Here is a 16463-nt window from a genome sequence, read left to right as displayed (position 1 = left end):
AATATGTATTTCATTTTTCTTTCATACCTGTGTTAAAATAAACCAAAGTTATGGAAGGGATAGCATATGGTTGAAATACGTTTGAACGATGTCAGTCAAATGTTTGAAGGGCGTGAAGTCCTGCATCAACTGACACATTCCTTTCATGGCGGCTGCGTAACAGCGATTGCGGGCGCGAATGGCAGCGGGAAATCGACGCTTCTGCGCCTTGCGGCACGGCTCATGATTCCGACATCTGGGACTGTTGGTACATTTCTGGATGGTGCTCCTGTGAGCGGAGCGGCTTATCGCAGCCTACTCGCGATGGCGACGCCGGAGATGGAGCTGTATACGCGCCTGACGGTGCGGGAGAATCTCAGTTTTCTGCTCTCCGCACGCGGGGTTTCATGTGAGGAGGCATATTTGCAGGAGCTTCTCGCGCGTGTCGGACTGCCCGCAGAGCTTCTGCCACGTATGACGGGGCAGCTCTCGACGGGGATGCGCCAGCGCGTACGACTCGCCGTCGTTCTCGGCACAGATGCCGAGGTGTGGCTGCTCGATGAGCCGGGGCTTGCTCTCGATGAACAGGGGCGTGCGCTGCTCCTCAATGAAGCGCGTGCAGCGGCGAAGAGGGGGCGGCTCATCCTGTGGGCGACGAATGAACCGGAGGAAAGGAAGGCGGCGGATGTGTGCTTCGATCTTACGGGCGACACTCAATGTCGCCCGTAAAGAACTCCTCGACGGCATCCGTCTCCGCGCCGGCTATGTGACGATGGGGATGTTCGCACTGACGGTGATTGCCTTTCTGAGTATGTCGCTCGCGTGGGGGACGATGGATGTCCGCCTTGCGTCGGCACTCCTCTGGATCGTGATCTTCTTTGCGGCAACATTGCAGGGCGAGCGGCTCTTTGCGGAGGAAGCTGCAGCGGGGACGCTGCTCTTTCTGTGGATCTACGTTCCGGCACAGGCGGTTCTCTTCGGCAAGATGGCGGCGCATTTCATTACGCTTGTCGTGCTTTCCGCATTCGTTCTTCCGCTCGTTATCATTCTGATGGATGCGCCGTTTGTTCCCGATGCTGTGTTTATTGCAACACTCTTTCTTGGGCTATGGGGTATGGCAGCGGCGGATACGCTGCTCGCGGCGGTTGCTGCAAATGCGAGTGTACGCGGGGGGCTTGTTCCCATCCTGCTGCTTCCGTCCATGCTGCCGATTCTCCTGCCTGCGATCGCGCTTACGGCGGGGGAGGGAGATCCTACCCTCCTCGGCGGCATGATGATCTATGATATGGCACTCACCGTGGGTGCGTCGATGTTGTTTGATTCTCTCTGGATGGAGAGTTAGAGATGGGGGTTTCATGCTTGCCGGGGTGATTGCCGCTCTGACATTGGCTGTGCTCTACGCCGTGTTCTTTGTCGTCCCTCCTGCTGAGGGGCTGGGAGACTACGTTCGCATTGCTTTCTTCCACATCCCATGTGCTTGGGTTTCGGTCATCGCGTTCTTCTGCGCTGCATACTGGGGCGCGCGCTATCTTGGGACACGTCAGCTGCATTTCGATGCAAAAAGCGCACGCTCGGCGGTGCTCGGACTCGTATTCACCCTCCTTGCAACGGGGAGCGGGGCGGTTTTCTCAAAGCTCACATGGGGCGCATACTGGAACTGGGATCCGCGCCAGACGACGATCTTCGTCCTGCTCCTGATCTATGGTGCGTACCTGACGCTCCGCATGACGATGCGGGACGAGCGTGCACGCGCCTCGTCGTCGGCGGTCTACGCACTCTTTTCCTTTATCGCGGTTCCGTTCCTCGTCTTTATCCTGCCGCGCATGTTTTTCTCGCTGCATCCGTCGCCCGTGCTCAACGGGGCGGGGCGGCTCGATATGGATGCGGTGATGCTCGGAACGCTCATATTATCGCTTGTCGATGTGACACTTATGTATGTTTGGCTGATGAAACGGGGGGATCGTCATGCGTAAATACTTCTTCGTTGTACTGATTCTTGGATTTATCGGATATGCGGGGTACTTCTTTGCAGACTCCGTGACCCCCTACGTCAGTGTTGCAGAGGCGCGTACCTCCGAACGGAATGTGCAGGTCAAGGGGCTGCCCGACGACACTGTCGAGCCGCACATGGAGAACAATATGTTCGTGTTCTCCATCTCCGATGAGGAGACGGGCGAGACGATGCTCGTCCGATACAAGGGTGTAAAGCCCGATAACTTTGATGAAGCGTACCACGTTGTCGCGATTGGGAAATATACGGGCGATGCGTTCGCAGCGGACAAGCTGCTCATCAAATGCCCGTCGAAATATGAGGCGGAAAAAGGAAAGGTTCAGGTATGATCGGAACGTTATTCTTGGGTGCGGTTCTGTTCTTTGCCCTCGCCGCAGTGTTCTGTGAGACGCAGGGAAAAACAACCGAAGGACGGATCTGTGCAGCCCTAGCGGGGCTTGCATCGCTCGGTGCAGCGGCGTTCCTCTTCGTCATTATTCTGAACGATGATTTCAGCTACACCTACGTTATCAGTTACTCCTCCATCAGTCTGCCGCTGCTCTACAAGCTCTCCGCATTCTGGGCGGGGCAGCAGGGCTCATTTCTCCTCTGGCTCGTGATTCACGCCGTTGTCGGTGTTCTGATTGCACGCGAGGGGCGGATGACAGCGACGGGGCGCACGATCTACCACGCACTCACCGCGATGCTCGTCCTCCTCGTCCTCTTTAAGAGCCCCTTTGCTCCCGCAGAGACTGTTGCCATGGACGGGCACGGGATGAATCCGCTGCTCATGGATCCGTGGATGGCGGTGCATCCGCCGATCATCTTTGTGGGCTATGCACTGCTTGCAGTTCCGTTTGTCTATTCTCTTGAGAGCATGATAAAGGCACCGATGGACGGCAGTTTCCTCGCTCCGATGCGCCGCTGGACGCTGATCGCGTGGGCATTCCTCGGTGCAGGTATTTTCATCGGCGGTTACTGGGCGTACAAGGTACTCGGATGGGGCGGCTACTGGGGCTGGGATCCCGTGGAGAACTCCTCGCTTGTCCCGTGGCTGCTCGCCTGTGTTCTGCTTCATCTGATCTCTGTTGCGCGTGGGCGGCGCGGGGCATTTTACCTCGTTCATCTCGCGGCGACCTTCTCCTACGCATTCGTCCTTTACGGGACATTCCTCACGCGCAGCGGTATTCTCGGTGATTTCTCCGTGCACTCATTTGCAGGCTCGGACATCGGCCTCTACATCGCCCTTGCCAATGCGGCTGTTCTGCTCTTCGGGCTTGGCGTTCTGATTGTTCGGATTGAACGTCTGCCGAAGGGGGCTGTCTACGAGCAGCACCGCAGCCGAGACTTCCTCGTGCTGCTCGGGATGCTTCTCATCGTATTCATTGTCGCTATCGTATTTTTCGGAATGTCCATGCCGCTCATCTCGGGACTGCTCGGAGAGAGTGCGGCGGTCGATACGAGCTACTATGTACGCACGTCGCTTCCCATCGCGATCCCCTTTGCCCTGCTGATGGCGCTCGGTGTTCTCATGCCGCACAGCGGCGGAAAGACGGCAAGACCCGTTTGGATCTTTGTCCTCTCCGTGGGCGGCGGGGTGCTCGCGGGGCTGGTCGGGGTGACCGATGTCATGTCCGTTCTGCTCGCGACATTCGCGCTGCTTGCCGCAGCCGCTGCCATCGCGGGCTATCGCTTCCGTCAGATCGGCTTCGGCGGGATGATCGCGCACATCGGGGCGGGGCTTGCCCTCCTCGCATTCATTCTCTCGGGGACGGGCAGTCAGACCACGACGGTCACACTCATCCCTGACGAGCCGCAGGAGGTCTATGGACATACGATCATCTACCGTGGACAGTCCTTTGCCGAGAGTGGCAGCGAGAAGTCCTACCGCTATGAGGTGGACGGAAGTCTGTGCGAAGCAGTGACAAAGCTGCGCGCAAACGGTGAGGATGCGGCACGTGAGCCTGCGATTGCAAGAAGCCTTGTGGGCGATCTCTATATCGCACCGTCGCCGACTTCGGCGGAGCGTGACGAGTTGATCCTTCATCGCGGCAAGACCGTTATGGGGATCAACGACTATGCTTACCGCTACGAATCCATCGCATTTGAGCCGCAGGGCGGCGGCAAGACCCTCGTCACGGCGCAGATCGCGCTGACGGACGGCGAGGAGGTCGATGATGCCGCACCCACGATCCTTGCGACGGAGACGGGCGGGACATCCCAGCCGATCGAGGTGATGAATGGCAAGTTCCGCATTCGTCTCACGGGTGTCTCGGCGGATGAACGCGACATACGGATCGAGATCCTGCCCTCTGTGGCAGAGGAGGCGGCACTTCCCGTTCCCGCCTCGGTCAGTACGAAGCCCGGCATCTCCATCCTTTGGCTTGCCTGTGTTCTCGTTACTGTCGGCGGCCTCTTGGCAGCAGCACAGGCGGAAAATCGGGGCAAAGGAGGTGGCTCGGAAGTCTAGGTTTGCAGAAATTATAGAAGGGAGGAAGGACACATGAATTTGAAGCAGTATGCAAAGGAGCATACGCTGCGCTGTATCATCGGTGCGTTTTTCGTGGGACTGTTCGCCGTCGGCGGCGGTATGCTCATGGACAAGGCATCGGCATCGCCGAAGTTCTGCGGTATGTGCCATGCCATGCAGCATGAGGCAAAGACACATGCCATGTCCACACATGCGGACATCGCCTGCGTGGAGTGCCATCTGCCGCACGACAATATTGCCGTTTACTATTTTGAAAAGGGCAAGACAGGCATGCATGACACGCTCCATCAGGTGCTGAACGATTATCCCGTACACATCAAGATCTCCGATCACGGACGGGATATTGTGAATGCCAACTGTCTGCGCTGCCATACATCGACCATGGGGTCGGTATGTCTGGACAGGGGCAAGGACGGAAATGCAAACTGTACGAAGTGTCACAGTGGTATGCCGCATGGTTCCAATCCTTTAGAAGGGGGGATAAGAGTTGAGTAACAGAAAGAAAATCATCGCGGGTGTTGCCGGCGTCTGTGCCCTGTTCTTTGGATTCGTCGCTGTTCGCATCGGCGCACACCCGAACGATGACAGCATCAAACGCGTGCAGATCCAGGGCGATACCGCTGCCAAGATCGGCAAAGAGGCGTACAAGGATGCTTACCCGCTCCAGTACAACTCATTCATGAAAAACAATGAGGAATCTCCGTCGCCCACAGGCTACGGCGGCAGCATGGAGGGCAACAGTCATCTGGAGCACCAGCCCGAGATGCTTGAGAACTTTAAGGGCTATAAGTTCGCCATTCAGTATGACGACGACCGAGGGCATACGTATGCGGGCTACGATCTCCTGCATACGAAGAGGCTTCCGGGACAGAAGGGGAGTTGTCTACAGTGCAAGGGTTCGTATGTTTATGATGTGTACTTCAAAGAAGGTGGATGGGCGTATGCATCGAAGCCGTTTGATGAAGTTGCGGCTCCCATCACGATGGATGAGTGGTTTGGCTGCTCGACCTGCCACGATCCTGAGACGATGGAGCTGCGCGTTTATCAGCAGGGCTTCATTGAGTCGATGGCAAAGCGCGGTGTGGACGTAAATGCGGCGACGCATAACGAGATGCGTGCCTATGTGTGCTCGCAGTGCCATACAGAGTATTACTTCACCGCCGAGGATGGTCGTGTCGCACATCCATACGAGAACGGTCTGGATGCCGAGTCCGAGTACCAGTACTATCAGTCCGGACAGGCGGGCGGCTTCAAGGGCGACTGGGAGCATCCCGACTCCAAGACTATGATGCTCAAGGCACAGCATCCGGAGTTCGAGACATGGGCGACGAGCGTTCATGCGGACGCGGGTGTCACCTGCGTGGACTGCCACATGCCCTATATGCGTGACGGCGGCAAGAAGTACACCTCGCACTGGATGACGAGTCCGCTGAAGACCACGCAGCAGTCCTGTCTGAAGTGTCATGATGAGAGCGAGGAGACCCTCGTTGCACGCGTCAAGACCATCCATGACAACACGTTCAAACTGCAGCGCATCGCGGGACAGACGGTTGCACGCGCACATCGCACGGTCAAGGCCGCGATGGATGCGGGCGTACCCGATGCAGCACTCGACGATGCACGCGCGAAGATCCGCGAAGCGCAGTGGTATTGGGATTGGGTCGCTGCCGAGAACGGCATGGGCTTCCACAACCCTGACAAGATCATGCGTACCCTTGGACTTGCGATTGACCTTGCACATCAGGCAATTGAGTCCGCTGAGGGCGCACGCCACGGCTTCCAGCCGCTCTAATCGGAGTACAAAGAGACTAAAAAAGAATCGCCTCATAATGGGGCGATTCTTTTTACGTTTGGTTTGTGTCTTATAGCATTCCGCTCATCCAGATGAGACGAACGCCAAGCGCGAACATGGCGAGAGAGAGAAGGACGAGGATGACCTTGGATTTCGTCTTCTGTGAGATGACAGCGCCGATCTGGGCACCAATCGCGGCGCCGATGGAGATGCAGATGGCAGGTGTCCAGATGATGTGATTGAGCAGGAAGTGACTGACGACACCGAACGCCGCCGAGCAGGCAAGGACGAAATGCGAGGTCGCCGTCGCCATGTGTACGGGGAAGCCGAGCAGGTAGACCATGAGCGGCACATGAATGACACCGCCGCCGATACCGAAGATGCTCGAGATGAAGCCGACACCCGCGCTCGAACCAATGCCAAGCGAGCGGTTGAACGTAAAATTCGCGGGGAGTGTGTGAACATCCGTGTGCTTTTTGTGCGTCGCGTTCCAATACATAAGCGACGCCATCACCAGAAGGAACGTGCCATAGGATACGTAGAGCATCGGCCCCGTAAAGTCGTCGACGATATACGAGCCGAGGAATGCGCCCGGCAGGGTTGCGAGCGCAAATGGTACGGCGGCGGGGAAGTAGACGCGCTGCTGACGGATGTAGGCGAGTGTCCCCGAGAGAGCGTTTGCAAACACAATGACAAGCGAAGTGCCTGTGATCTGTGCCGCCGTGTGGAAATACGGATAGATGCCTCCGTCGGACAGGAAGAAGATGAAGATCGGCACGCAGATCAGCCCGCCGCCGATGCCGACGAGTGTTCCGAATGTGCCGACAAACAGTCCGAGCACAAGAAAGAGCAGAATATCAAGTCCCATAAATCATGCCTCCATAGTGATCAATGTATTGCCCATTATAGCACACAGGAAGTATTAGACAAGAGGGCGGTATTTATGATATGATGAGCGCAAAGAAGCCCATTTCTTATTTTAGGGACTTATTTAGGGGAGCTTCTTTGACTGCTCATAGGAAAGGAGGGCAGGGAACGGGGAGCCGGAATTTCCGGTCAGTAATTTACATACGAAAAGAAAGAAGTGACGACGAATGGTTACATTTCTTGGTGCGCTCGCAACGCTCATCGTGGGCTACATTGTTTATGGGGCAATTGTAGACCGAGCGTTTGGACGTACAGGGGAGGTTGCCCCTGCGATTCGGCTCGAGGATGGAGTGGACTACATCCCCCTGCCGACGTGGAAGGTATTCCTCATCCAGCTGCTCAACATTGCTGGTCTTGGGCCGATTTTTGGAGCGCTCGCAGGTGCGCTCTGGGGACCGAGCGTCTACCTCTGGATTGTCTTCGGTACGATCTTTGCGGGCGGTGTGCATGACTATCTCTCGGGCATGATTTCCTTCCGTGAGGACGGCAAGAGTCTCTCCGAGATCGTTGGCAAGAATCTGGGCAATATCATGCTTCAGATCATGCGTATCTTCTCGATCGTCCTGCTCGTCCTCGTCGGCGTCGTCTTTATGACGGGGCCTGCAATGCTGCTTTCAAAACTCACGGGCATGGAAGTGCTCTTGTGGCTCGGCGTGATCTTCATCTACTACACGATGGCGACATTGCTGCCGATTGACAAGATCATCGCACGGTTCTATCCGGTGTTCGGCATCTGCCTTATCGTCATGGCACTCGGCATCATGGGCGGCATGCTCTTCGGTGTCGGCGGGCATGTCATGCCCGAGATGACGCTCGAGAATCTGCATCCGAAACAGCTGCCGATCTGGCCACTGCTCTTCATCACGGTCGCCTGCGGCGCAGTCTCGGGGTTCCATGCAACGCAGTCCCCGATCATGTCGCGCTGCCTCAAGGATGAGCGTATGGGACGCCCTGTCTTCTACGGCGCGATGGTTGCCGAGGGCATCATCGCGCTCTGCTGGGCGGCTGCGGGTGCAACATTCTACGATGGGACGGCAGGACTCGGAGCTGCGCTCAAGGAGGCGGGCCCCGGCGGTGTTGTCTATGAGATCTGCAACGGCTTCATGGGCGTCATCGGAATCGGCGGTGTCAGCATTGGCGCAATTCTCGCTATGCTCGGTGTCATTGCCTGCCCAATCACCTCGGGCGATACGGCGTTCCGCTCTGCACGTCTGACGCTTGCGGACTGGCTGAACATCCCGCAGAAGGAGGCACCGAAGCGCCTCATCATCGCGATACCGATGCTCGGCATTGGCCTCATCCTCTCACAGATGGACTTCTCTATCATCTGGCGTTACTTCTCGTGGGCGAACCAGACACTCGCGATGATTACGCTCTGGATGGGCACGGCATACCTCTACCTGCATAAGCCGGGCTCCTATGCCTACATCGTCGCACTCGTGCCCGCGATTTTTATGTCGGCGGTTACGACGACCTACCTCCTGCAGGCGCCCGAGGGCTTTGGCCTGCCGACCAATATCACCTACCCAGCAGGCATTGGCTTTGCGATTCTCTTCACCGCACTCTTTGTCCGTGCATACATTCTGCGCAAGAGAACGCTTTGAGCAAACAACGACTTTTAGACCGCCGTGCAGCCGCGCGGCGGTTTTTCTTGCAAATATTTTAATTTATGGTAAAATGGTACTAATCAGAAACGGAATGATAGCCGTTCGCATATAATGAGGGAGGAATTATACACATGGCAAAGTCCGAAGAGAAAGAAGTCAAGGAAGTAAAGGAATCGGCAGCGAAGCCCTCCGAGGAGGAAAAGCTGAGAGAGCTGATCGGAGGGGCAAGGGACGAAAAGAAGGCCGCAATGGCAGAAGAAGCAGTTGCATCGGAGACTGCCACGAAGGCGGAGCGTTTCCAGTCATTCATCAAGGAGAATGACATCAGCTACTTCGATGAGCCGCAGGCGCTTGATGACCAGTTCCATACGACGATCTTCCGTTCGCGTATCGAGGCGAAGGGACAGGTCATGCCGATGGCGATCTTCATCGACGACAGCTTCTTCACGATCATCCGCACGCAGATTGCGACGGGCATCAACGAGAAGAACGTCGATCGCATCAAGGGCTATCTCAACACGCTGAATGCGGAGTACAAGATGTTCAAGTACTACTTGCGCGAGGACGGCACCATCTTCCTCGATGTTTGTATCCCGTTCGCCGATGAGACCTTCGATCCCATCATGATCCATACGCTCCTTCCGATTCTCGTGAAGCAGCTCGAGACTGTCTACGAGGATCTCATGGCTGAGGTTTGGTCGAAGGACTAAGGTACACGAAAAAGATTGGGACTGTTTCCGTTTTGGAGGCAGTCCCTTTTTTGTGTCTTGATTTTCATTTCAAATCTGGGTACAATAAAGCACAGTGACGATGGAGCAGAGTGAAAGGGAGGGATGGCATGGATCTGAAGAAGCTGATTGGCGGGCGACAGTTTTGGTCGCTGATCGCCGTCCTGCTCATCCTGTTTGGTGTACTGCTGATCGTTGGACATCCGAAGGAGGAGGCTTCGCCCGCGCCGCTGCCTCCGCCCGAGGACGATGTGAAGGTTCTCGTGCTCAACTATCACATGGTGAACTCCATGTTCATATCTCTGGCGATTGAGCCCGGGGACTTCGACTGGCAGATGAAATATCTCGTGGATCACGGATACCATAGTATCAGTCCTGATGAACTATATGACTTTCTTGCGGGGAAGGGGACACTGCCCGATCGCCCTGTGCTCATTACATTTGACGACGGATATGAGGACAATTATACGAATGCCTATCCGATCCTCAAAAAATACAATCTCAAGGCGACGATCTTCGTCGTGACGGGCTTCCTCAGCAAGCGCAAGGGCTATCTCACGTGGGATCAGCTGCGCGAGATGGAGAAGAACGGCATTACGATTGAGTCCCATACGGTGACACATGCGCGGCTGCCGGAGCTGTCCGATGACCGTATCCGCGAGGAACTCGTCGAGTCGAAGCGGCAGGCGGAGGCGGAGCTCGGACATCCCATTGAGTTCATCGCCTATCCGACGGGCGTACACGATCTCCATATTGTCGGTATCGCGCAGGAGGCGGGGTATAAGGGCGGTTTTACAGTGAAGTACGGCAATGTTGACCGCAGCAGTAATGTCTATGCAATGGAACGTGTGCCCGTCTTTCGCACGGCGGCAACGAATGTGGACTTCGTTGATCGTCTGCGCTATACCTCGAATATCACGCAGTATGGATGGACACGGAACTGAAGAAGTTTCTCACTTATGCGATTTGTTTCAAATAATGACAAAATAAGAGTGTTAAGTCTTTCCAAAATAATTGCAGTGTGCTATAATGTCAAAGGCTGAATATGCGGACGGGATGTTCACGAGGAAACATGGATACTCTGTTCCTCCTGTATGCGGTTCGGCGATTCATTGGATTGTGGGAGATTCCCACAAAGGAGGAAGTAAAATGAAGAAGACAATGGTAGCTGCTCTGGCAGCGGCGCTGACGATCGGCGCAGCATCCACTACGTTTGCAGCGGCAAATCCGTTCTCGGATGTGCCCCGTGACCACTGGGCATACGATGCTGTGACGCAGCTCGCTGCGGACGGTGTTGTCGAGGGCTACGGCGATGGCACGTATCGCGGCGACCGCAACATCACGCGTTACGAGATGGCGCAGATGGTTGCGAAGGCAATGGCAAAGGGCGATATGTCCGCATCGGACAAGGCTCTTGTTGACCGCCTCGCAGCTGAGTTCGCAGACGAGCTCAACAACCTCGGCGTTCGCGTTTCGAACCTCGAGCGCAATGCGGATATGGTGAAGTGGACGGGCTACCTCCGCTACGACTATATCAGCGATCGTCATGACAAGGATCATTCGAAGACGAACACGGATCGCGTTCGCTTCCGTCTCTTCCCATCTGCTGAGGTCAACGATCATTGGAAGGTCAAGGCTCGTCTCGACACGCAGTACTTCATGGACAAGGACGACAGCAGCTCAATGTCCCTTGCACGTGCGTATGCAGATGGCACCTATGGTAATCTGAATATCAAGCTCGGCAAGCAGGATCTTTACTCCGGTGCAGATGACGGTCTGACGATGGATACGGCGATCTCGGGTGCGACGGTGTCGTTTGGCAATGTCGTCAAGGCGAAGATTGCGGCAGGTCGTGTATCTGATAAAAATGTGAAGTCGGCCATGGATGCGGCAGCAAACTATCAGGGCATCGACCTCACTTACGGTATGGGCAAGCTCACGGCGGGTGTCGGCTATCAGCAGATCAACAATGATGTGTTTAAGGCTGCTTCCTACAGCAAGAACGCTGATTCGGACAAGGCTCGTATCTGGTCGGTCGGCGGCAAGTATGTGTTCGATAAGAATGTTGCCCTCAAGGGCTCCTACGCACAGAACACCGAGGCGGACTACTATAAGAAGGCTGGCAGTATTGAGCTCGACTATAAGGGCGCGAAAAACTCCGATATGGGCTCGTGGGGCGCATATATCGCCTATCGTCACCTCGGCAATAATGTTGCATTTGCACCGACCTACAACGTTCTCGGCCGCGATCAGAAGGGCTGGGCTGTCGGAACGAGCTACACGCTCTTCAAGAATGTGATGACGAAGCTCGAGTACTTCAAGGGCAAGGACATCACGGCGGACAAGAATGCAAGCACACTCTTTGCACGCGTTCAGTTCTCGTTCTAAGTTCACTAATTAGCGAATTACCGCATAAAAAGAGCGCTGCAGTTGCAGCGCTCTTTTTGTATGTCCGATTATAATATCTCACGCAGGATCCACGGTACAATCGGCTCTCTGCACGGTGGGGCAATGCGGTCTGCCGCCGCCTTTGCATCGTCCGAAGCGTCCTCTGGGGCGATGCCGATGTCCGCCATACGAAGGAGCTCGACATCGTTCTCATAGTCGCCGCAGGCGATGATACGCCGCCCCGCGTAGGCGGGCATCGCCTTCAGTACTTCTGCCATTGCGCCCTTGCTTGTGCCGGGCGGGACGAATTCGAGGTAGTTTGCCTCGGAGTAGAATGAGTTGGAGCATTTGTCAATGCCAAGCTCCGCTGCCAGACGCTCGACAAAGCTCAGATTGATCGGTGCATCGCAGATAAAGAACTTCAGCCATCGCTCATGTTCGACCGCGCGAAGCTCTGTACGGTTGACGTTGTAGAACTCGTCCATGAGGCGCGGATCATCGTTTGCCTCAGGACTGAGGATATGGCAGTGCTCCTCCGTATAGACCTCGACACAGGCGCGCGGGAACTGGTAGAGGACACGCGCCGCAAACGTGCGCCAGATGTCGCCGTCCAGCGTGCGTGTCACAAGCACCTGATTCTTCGACAGATCCTTGAGCATTGCGCCGTTGAAGAAAATGCTCGGTGTGTTGACTGCGATCCCGTCGAGGTAGGGAAGTGCGGACTCCGGTGTGCGCCCCGTCGCGGCAGCAAACGCACCGCCCGCAGCGGTGAATGCGTTGATGGCGCGGATATTCTCCTCGGCAATCATTTCATAGCGCGGGATCAGCGTGCCGTCGAGATCGCTGATCAGGAGGATATCGTCATATCGTTTTTCACTCATATTGCCTCGATGTCCGTCAGATAATTTTCCATCATTGCACGCCCATCGTGCGTCAGGATAGATTCGGGATGGAACTGGATGCCTTCGATGGGGAGAGTCTTATGACGCACGCCCATGATTGTGCCGTCGCCGAGATCGCTCGTGACTTCGAGCACGTCGGGTAGACTCTCACGCTCGATGATGAGCGAGTGGTAACGTGCGACCTGCGTACCCGCGTGGATATTGCGGTAGATGCCCGTACCGTGGTGGCGGATGGGGGATGCTTTGCCGTGTACAATCTCCTTTGCACGAACGACGCGACCGCCGAACACCTCGCCGATTGCCTGATGTCCGAGACAGATGCCGAGAATCGGTGTTTCCGTACCCAGTTCGCGTATGACATCCTCCGTAATGCCGGCATCCTTCGGCAGCCCGGGGCCGGGGGAGATGACAATGCCCTTGTACTTTTTTGCACGAATCTCGCCGACGGTTGTCACGTCGTTGCGGACGACCTCGACTTCTGCGCCGAGGTTTGTGAGCAGCTGGTACACGTTGTAGGTGAACGAGTCGTAGTTGTCAAGCAAAAGCAGCATTGTTCTCCACCTCCTCTACGACCTCGAAGAGTGCCTTTGCCTTTTGCAGGATCTCGAGGTATTCGCTCTCAGGTACGGAGTCCTTGACGATGCCCGCACCCGCCTGGATGATCGCCGTGTCGTCATTCTCGATGCACATGGTACGGAGCGTGATGCACATGTCCATATTGCCGCGAAAATCCATGTAGCCGACGGTGCCGGCGTAGAAGCCGCGATGCGCCTGCTCCTCTTCGTGGATGATCTCCATGGCACGCAGCTTCGGTGCGCCGCTGACCGTCCCTGCGGGAAAGGTTGCGCGCAGGACATCCATCGGCGCATATGCGGGGGCGATCTCGCCGACGACGCTGCTCACCATATGCGAGACATGGGAGAAGCGCTCGACCTCCATGAGCTTCGGTACGCGTACCGAGCCAGGGACGCTGATGCGGCCGAGGTCGTTGCGTGCGAGGTCGACGAGCATGGCGTGCTCGGCGCATTCCTTCTCATCGGAACGAAGATCCAACGCAAGCAGCGCATCCTCCTCGTCTGTCTTGCCGCGTTTGCGCGTGCCGGCGATGGGGTAGGTGTAGACCGTACTGCTGGAGACCTTAATCAGCATCTCGGGGGAGGCGCCGACGAGCTTGACCTCGCCGAAGTTATAGTAGAACATATAGGGCGAGGGGTTGACCTGCCGCAGCCGTCGATAGAAGAGAAACGCGGGGCGCGTGATCTTCTCGCGAAAGCGGAAGGACGGCACCGCCTGAAAGATGTCGCCGGCGTAGATATGCTCCTTGATCGTGTCGATCGTATGCAGGAATGACGCAGGTGCCTTTCCGTAGCGTGCCATAAAGTCAACGGGTTCCTTGCGCCGTGATTCTGCGGCAGCCGGCGGGGTGAACGGCGCAGCAAGGCGTGCGCGCATGGCGGCAAGACGCTCGGTGACCGCATCGTAGAGTTCGCCTGCATCATCGCCCTCCCGTACGTCTGCGAGGTAGTGGAGGTGTGCACTGTTTTTCAGCGCATCATAGACGACGAGGTAGCGGCACATCATGAACTGGCCGAGCAGCTCCTCCGCGCCAATCTCCACCCCACGCACACGATCGAATGTCGCGGCTGTCTCATAGGTGAAATAGCCCGCAAGTCCGCCGTGGACGAGGGGAAGTGTCTCTTCGTCGGTGACAGCAGGGGTGAAGTGCGCGGCATATGCCTTCATCGTATCGTGCGGTGCGCCCGTAATGCTCTTCATGAGGCCGTTCTCGTTGATGAGCAGCTTGTCTGCAAAGACCTGCACGCGTACGAACGGCTCACCGCCGATGAAGGAGTATCGTCCGAACTGCTGCTGCGTTGTGTCGACGGACTCCATGATATAGCCCTTTTTCTCTCCGACGAGCTTGTAGTAGATCGAGACAGGTGTATCGAGATCCATCGTCAGCTCGGTGGAGACGGTGATAAGGTTCGCCGCCTTTGCCGCTGCGATGAACTCCTCTTTTGTCAGACTCAGCTTCATTGATTGATCTCCATGACAACATCCCGCTCCTTGCGTCCAAGTACCCAGCCGAGTACCTTGAGCTCGGCATAGAGCATCTGCTGTTGCTCGCGGTTGTTCTCACGACTGAATTTGAGCTGCCTATACTGCTGGCGTCCGAGGTTGTAGCGTGCAAGGATCTCCGCCTCGCTACGCATCCTGTGGCGTCCGCCTGCGTGCATGCGCACGAGCTCCTCAACCTCCGCCTCGCCGTACGTGGGGGGCTTCGGTGGTGCCGCCATCTGCCGTACGAGGTCGGTGATCTCGCGATCATTCATGGTCATAGCTGTCTCCTTTACTTACCTGCGGCGACGAAGCCTTTATGATTTTGCGCCGCGTGCTTCCAAATAGCGGATCATTGCGTCTGCAACATGCTTGGAGTCCTTTACTACCTGCACGACGTTCCAAGGCCCGAGCACCACGTCGCCCGCAGAGAAGACCCCGTCGCGCTCCGTCATGCCGTTCTCGTCGACCTTGACGAGTCCTTTCTCGTTGAGGGTAATGCCTGTCGTCGAGCGGACAATCTTGTCCTTTGCCGCCTGACTTGCCGCGATGACCGTGCTGTCAGCAGGGATGAGATAGGGCTCACCCTCGCTGATGAGGTTCTGATCCTCGTCAAAGACCCGGTCGTACAGCATCGGCCCCTCGGGCGTGACGGAGTGGATGCCCTTGCCGTACTGAATCTCACAGCCGTCCATCAGCGCGTATTCGAGCTCGCGCTCACTTGCGGAGATGCCATTTCGCCGTGCGTAGATCGTGACGTAGCGGCTGCCCTTGCGGATCGCCGTGCGTGCCACATCCATTGCAGAGTTGCCCGAGCCGATGACGGCGACGCGGTCGCCGAGATGGTAGACATCCGGGTTCTGGAGGTAGTTGACTGCATAGTGGCAGTTGCCGAGGGTCTCGCCGTGGATGCCAAGGCTCTTCGCGCGCCATGCGCCCGTGCCCATGAAGATTGCCTCGTAGCCGTCGCGGAAGAGATTGTCCACCGTGAGTGCGCCGCCAATCGTCGTGTTCGGGCGGATGTGGATGCCGAGTGTACGCAGCTTTTCGCCGTAGCGGTCAATCGTCGAAGGGGGCAGACGGAAATCGGGGATGCCGTAGCGCAGCATGCCCCCGATCTTCTGCATGCGCTCGAAGATCGTGACCCCATATCCCTCCTGTGCGAGCTTGACCGCGACCACGATGCCCGCAGGCCCCGCGCCGATCACGGCGACGTTGTGGCCGTTGTACGACTTGCGTGAGAGGACGAGCTTGTCGAGGTAGGTGTCCGAGATGTAGTGCTCGATGCTCGAGATCTGGATCGGTGCACCGCGCCGCCCCTGAATGCAGTTGCCCTCGCACTGCGCGTCGTGGTCGCAAACGAGCGAGCAGAAGACACTCATCGGATTGTTGTCGTAGAGCATCGCGCCCGCCTCGTTGATCTTGCCGTCGAGGAAGAGGCGGATCATCTCCGGCACGTTCGTCTGCACGGGGCAGCCCTTGATGCGGCAGAGTGGTTTCTTGCACTGGAGGCAGCGGCGTGCCTCATTGATGACGTGAACAGCCATGATGAATGGTTCCTTTCGTTAGGGAATCACTGATAAAATGAAGTCCGTCAGATT

Annotated in this window: 17 protein-coding genes; 11 read left to right on the top strand and 6 right to left on the bottom strand. The window is 56.7% G+C overall.

What is annotated here, in order from left to right:
- Nucleotides 1-66: 66 nt before the first annotated feature.
- The 7 genes from HMPREF9163_RS01190 to HMPREF9163_RS01160 are packed head-to-tail and all read left to right on the top strand — an operon-like array spanning nucleotide 67 to nucleotide 6252.
- Nucleotides 67-708 carry an ATP-binding cassette domain-containing protein gene (locus HMPREF9163_RS01190; RefSeq protein WP_009439794.1) on the top strand — a complete coding sequence of 214 codons (642 nt, stop codon included), beginning with the start codon at nucleotides 67-69 and terminating at the stop codon, nucleotides 706-708.
- The gene (locus tag HMPREF9163_RS01185; RefSeq protein ID WP_037345576.1) at nucleotides 665-1321 is read left to right on the top strand and encodes a heme exporter protein CcmB; all 657 of its coding nucleotides are present in this window, start codon (nucleotides 665-667) and stop codon (nucleotides 1319-1321) included. The genes HMPREF9163_RS01190 and HMPREF9163_RS01185 overlap by 44 nt, the downstream gene beginning before the upstream one ends.
- Before the next feature lie 13 nt (nucleotides 1322-1334).
- On the top strand, nucleotides 1335-1952 hold the full coding sequence (gene ccsA / locus HMPREF9163_RS01180) for a cytochrome c biogenesis protein CcsA (protein ID WP_009439792.1): 618 nt from the start codon (nucleotides 1335-1337) through the stop codon (nucleotides 1950-1952).
- A complete protein-coding gene (locus HMPREF9163_RS01175) occupies nucleotides 1945-2319 on the top strand; it encodes a cytochrome c maturation protein CcmE (protein ID WP_006691539.1) in 375 nt (124 codons plus the stop codon). The genes ccsA (HMPREF9163_RS01180) and HMPREF9163_RS01175 overlap by 8 nt, the downstream gene beginning before the upstream one ends.
- Entirely contained in the window at nucleotides 2316-4439 is a 2124-nt protein-coding gene (ccsA, locus tag HMPREF9163_RS01170; RefSeq protein ID WP_009439791.1) for a cytochrome c biogenesis protein CcsA, read from the top strand. The genes HMPREF9163_RS01175 and ccsA (HMPREF9163_RS01170) overlap by 4 nt, the downstream gene beginning before the upstream one ends.
- A 33-nt stretch (nucleotides 4440-4472) precedes the next feature.
- Entirely contained in the window at nucleotides 4473-4955 is a 483-nt protein-coding gene (locus HMPREF9163_RS01165) for a NapC/NirT family cytochrome c (RefSeq protein WP_009439790.1), read from the top strand.
- A complete protein-coding gene (locus HMPREF9163_RS01160) occupies nucleotides 4948-6252 on the top strand; it encodes an ammonia-forming cytochrome c nitrite reductase subunit c552 (protein WP_009439789.1) in 1305 nt (434 codons plus the stop codon). Before HMPREF9163_RS01165 ends, HMPREF9163_RS01160 begins: the two co-directional genes overlap by 8 nt.
- Before the next feature lie 70 nt (nucleotides 6253-6322).
- Here the strand turns inward: HMPREF9163_RS01160 and HMPREF9163_RS01155 are convergent, their stop codons facing one another.
- The gene (locus HMPREF9163_RS01155; protein ID WP_009439788.1) at nucleotides 6323-7120 is read right to left on the bottom strand and encodes a sulfite exporter TauE/SafE family protein; all 798 of its coding nucleotides are present in this window, start codon (nucleotides 7118-7120) and stop codon (nucleotides 6323-6325) included.
- Nucleotides 7121-7346: 226 nt separating this feature from the next.
- Between HMPREF9163_RS01155 and HMPREF9163_RS01150 the strand changes: the two genes are divergently transcribed.
- The 4 genes from HMPREF9163_RS01150 to HMPREF9163_RS01135 all read left to right on the top strand — a co-directional run bounded on the left by HMPREF9163_RS01150 (nucleotide 7347) and on the right by HMPREF9163_RS01135 (nucleotide 11902).
- The gene (locus HMPREF9163_RS01150; RefSeq protein ID WP_009439787.1) at nucleotides 7347-8783 is read left to right on the top strand and encodes a carbon starvation protein A; all 1437 of its coding nucleotides are present in this window, start codon (nucleotides 7347-7349) and stop codon (nucleotides 8781-8783) included.
- Nucleotides 8784-8917: 134 nt separating this feature from the next.
- Nucleotides 8918-9496 (top strand): hypothetical protein, encoded by a 579-nt coding sequence (locus HMPREF9163_RS01145; RefSeq protein ID WP_009439786.1) that lies wholly within the window; start codon nucleotides 8918-8920, stop codon nucleotides 9494-9496.
- 128 nt (nucleotides 9497-9624) lie between these two features.
- On the top strand, nucleotides 9625-10458 hold the full coding sequence (locus tag HMPREF9163_RS01140; protein ID WP_009439785.1) for a polysaccharide deacetylase family protein: 834 nt from the start codon (nucleotides 9625-9627) through the stop codon (nucleotides 10456-10458).
- A gap of 205 nt (nucleotides 10459-10663) precedes the next feature.
- On the top strand, nucleotides 10664-11902 hold the full coding sequence (locus tag HMPREF9163_RS01135) for a putative porin (RefSeq protein WP_009439784.1): 1239 nt from the start codon (nucleotides 10664-10666) through the stop codon (nucleotides 11900-11902).
- Nucleotides 11903-11970: 68 nt separating this feature from the next.
- Here HMPREF9163_RS01135 and HMPREF9163_RS01130 read toward each other — a convergent pair whose 3' ends face one another.
- The 5 genes from HMPREF9163_RS01130 to HMPREF9163_RS01110 are packed head-to-tail and all read right to left on the bottom strand — an operon-like array spanning nucleotide 11971 to nucleotide 16409.
- Nucleotides 11971-12783: an HAD-IIB family hydrolase gene (locus HMPREF9163_RS01130; protein WP_009439783.1), complete on the bottom strand. Its 813-nt coding sequence runs from the start codon at nucleotides 12781-12783 to the stop codon at nucleotides 11971-11973.
- Complete coding sequence (locus tag HMPREF9163_RS01125; protein ID WP_009439782.1) at nucleotides 12780-13355, bottom strand: aminodeoxychorismate/anthranilate synthase component II; 576 nt, start codon at nucleotides 13353-13355, stop codon at nucleotides 12780-12782. The genes HMPREF9163_RS01130 and HMPREF9163_RS01125 overlap by 4 nt, the downstream gene beginning before the upstream one ends.
- Entirely contained in the window at nucleotides 13339-14841 is a 1503-nt protein-coding gene (locus HMPREF9163_RS01120; protein ID WP_009439781.1) for an anthranilate synthase component I family protein, read from the bottom strand. The genes HMPREF9163_RS01125 and HMPREF9163_RS01120 overlap by 17 nt, the downstream gene beginning before the upstream one ends.
- On the bottom strand, nucleotides 14838-15143 hold the full coding sequence (locus HMPREF9163_RS01115; RefSeq protein ID WP_009439780.1) for a hypothetical protein: 306 nt from the start codon (nucleotides 15141-15143) through the stop codon (nucleotides 14838-14840). Before HMPREF9163_RS01115 ends, HMPREF9163_RS01120 begins: the two co-directional genes overlap by 4 nt.
- A gap of 36 nt (nucleotides 15144-15179) precedes the next feature.
- A complete protein-coding gene (locus HMPREF9163_RS01110; protein WP_009439779.1) occupies nucleotides 15180-16409 on the bottom strand; it encodes an FAD-dependent oxidoreductase in 1230 nt (409 codons plus the stop codon).
- Between the last annotated feature and the right edge of the window lie 54 nt (nucleotides 16410-16463).

Origin of the sequence: Selenomonas sp. oral taxon 138 str. F0429, from assembly GCF_000318175.2 — a bacterium.
In the GTDB taxonomy this organism is placed as follows: domain Bacteria; phylum Bacillota; class Negativicutes; order Selenomonadales; family Selenomonadaceae; genus Centipeda; species Centipeda timonae.
Note: the sequence above shows the minus strand (reverse complement) of the source record. Positions and strands in the feature narration are given on the sequence as shown.

Coding starts and splice junctions, on each gene's coding strand:
- HMPREF9163_RS01150 (WP_009439787.1), top strand. CDS start 7,347: ATGGTTACATTTCTTGGTGCGCTCGCAACGCTCATCGTGGGCTACATT.
- HMPREF9163_RS01125 (WP_009439782.1), bottom strand. CDS start 13,355: ATGCTGCTTTTGCTTGACAACTACGACTCGTTCACCTACAACGTGTAC.
- HMPREF9163_RS01110 (WP_009439779.1), bottom strand. CDS start 16,409: ATGGCTGTTCACGTCATCAATGAGGCACGCCGCTGCCTCCAGTGCAAG.
- HMPREF9163_RS01120 (WP_009439781.1), bottom strand. CDS start 14,841: ATGAAGCTGAGTCTGACAAAAGAGGAGTTCATCGCAGCGGCAAAGGCG.
- HMPREF9163_RS01165 (WP_009439790.1), top strand. CDS start 4,473: ATGAATTTGAAGCAGTATGCAAAGGAGCATACGCTGCGCTGTATCATC.
- HMPREF9163_RS01175 (WP_006691539.1), top strand. CDS start 1,945: ATGCGTAAATACTTCTTCGTTGTACTGATTCTTGGATTTATCGGATAT.
- HMPREF9163_RS01140 (WP_009439785.1), top strand. CDS start 9,625: ATGGATCTGAAGAAGCTGATTGGCGGGCGACAGTTTTGGTCGCTGATC.
- ccsA (WP_009439792.1), top strand. CDS start 1,335: ATGCTTGCCGGGGTGATTGCCGCTCTGACATTGGCTGTGCTCTACGCC.
- ccsA (WP_009439791.1), top strand. CDS start 2,316: ATGATCGGAACGTTATTCTTGGGTGCGGTTCTGTTCTTTGCCCTCGCC.
- HMPREF9163_RS01190 (WP_009439794.1), top strand. CDS start 67: ATGGTTGAAATACGTTTGAACGATGTCAGTCAAATGTTTGAAGGGCGT.
- HMPREF9163_RS01135 (WP_009439784.1), top strand. CDS start 10,664: ATGAAGAAGACAATGGTAGCTGCTCTGGCAGCGGCGCTGACGATCGGC.
- HMPREF9163_RS01155 (WP_009439788.1), bottom strand. CDS start 7,120: ATGGGACTTGATATTCTGCTCTTTCTTGTGCTCGGACTGTTTGTCGGC.
- HMPREF9163_RS01185 (WP_037345576.1), top strand. CDS start 665: ATGTGTGCTTCGATCTTACGGGCGACACTCAATGTCGCCCGTAAAGAA.
- HMPREF9163_RS01115 (WP_009439780.1), bottom strand. CDS start 15,143: ATGACCATGAATGATCGCGAGATCACCGACCTCGTACGGCAGATGGCG.
- HMPREF9163_RS01130 (WP_009439783.1), bottom strand. CDS start 12,783: ATGAGTGAAAAACGATATGACGATATCCTCCTGATCAGCGATCTCGAC.
- HMPREF9163_RS01145 (WP_009439786.1), top strand. CDS start 8,918: ATGGCAAAGTCCGAAGAGAAAGAAGTCAAGGAAGTAAAGGAATCGGCA.